Origin of the sequence: Streptomyces scabichelini, assembly GCF_011045015.1 — a bacterium.
In the GTDB taxonomy this organism is placed as follows: domain Bacteria; phylum Actinomycetota; class Actinomycetes; order Streptomycetales; family Streptomycetaceae; genus Streptomyces; species Streptomyces scabichelini.
Map to the genome: position 1 here is coordinate 1 of NZ_JAAKZY010000476.1, position 934 is coordinate 934.

2 protein-coding genes are annotated in these 934 nt (G+C 71.4%); both read right to left on the bottom strand.

Annotated features, from left to right (window positions below; genetic code table 11):
- Positions 1-541: TerD family protein (locus tag G5C60_RS50770; protein WP_165271109.1), on the bottom strand; the 541-nt coding region annotated here is incomplete at its 3' end.
- A gap of 65 nt (positions 542-606) precedes the next feature.
- Positions 607-828: a hypothetical protein gene (locus G5C60_RS50775; RefSeq protein ID WP_165271107.1), complete on the bottom strand. Its 222-nt coding sequence runs from the start codon at positions 826-828 to the stop codon at positions 607-609.
- Between the last annotated feature and the right edge of the window lie 106 nt (positions 829-934).

Genomic DNA, 934 nt, shown 5'->3' on the forward strand with positions numbered 1-934 from the left:
GAGCGGGCGGGGCGACGGGCGTCTGGGCCGGGGCCTGGGCCGGAGCGGGTTCCTCCACCGAGACGCCGAAGTCCGTGGCGATGCCCGCCAGGCCGTTCGCGTACCCCTGGCCGACCGCGCGGGTCTTCCATGCGCCGTTGCGCAGGTAGACCTCCACGATCACCAGTGCCGTCTCCGCGCCCAGCTGCGGAGGCGTGAACGTCGCCAGTACGGAGTTGTCGTCCGCGTTGCGGATCGTCGCCGTGGGTTCGATGCCCTGGAAGGTCTGGCCCGCGGCGTCCGGGCTCGCCGTGACGACGATCTTTTCGATGCCCGGGGGCACGGCGGCCGTGTCGACCACGATCGCGTCCGGGGCCGTGCCGCCGCCCGAGCGGTACGTCACGCCGGGGCCCGTGGGCTGGTTGTAGAAGATGAAGTCGTCGTCGGAGCGCACCTTGCCGTCGGCGGTGAGCAGCAGGCCCGATACGTCGAGCCGCACCGGGGCGGTGACGTCCACCGTCACGCGGGCGACGGGGAGAGGGATGTTCGAGCCGGGGGTCATAGCTGTCATGTGTGGGGTAACGAGCGGACCCGCTTTACCGTTCCCTTACCCGGCGCCCAATTGGGTCAGCGGCTGTTGCGGGGGTGGTTGCGGGCCGTTCGCTCGTTGCCGTGCTTGTAGTTGCCGGTCCAGCGGGCCATGACGAGCTGTGGGTCGCCGGATTCCACTTCCGCGAGGAACTGGTCGGCGCGGGGGCCGCGGAGGGTGGTCGCGGTGCGGCCGTTGTGGGTGATGCGTACGGTGCCGTCTGTGTGGGCTTCGTGGTGGAAGCCACGGGGGCTGGGCATGTCTCGGATGCTACGGCCCGGGGTGGCCGGGGCCCAGCGGATTTCGCCCCCGCCGCCCTTACCCTTCCCATCCCGGGGCCGGCCCCGGGATGGGAAGGGTAAGGGC

What these genes read in the sequence shown, in the direction of transcription:
- G5C60_RS50775 (WP_165271107.1), bottom strand. Translation starts at nt 828, where the DNA reads ATGCCCAGCCCCCGTGGCTTCCACCACGAAGCCCACACAGACGGCACC.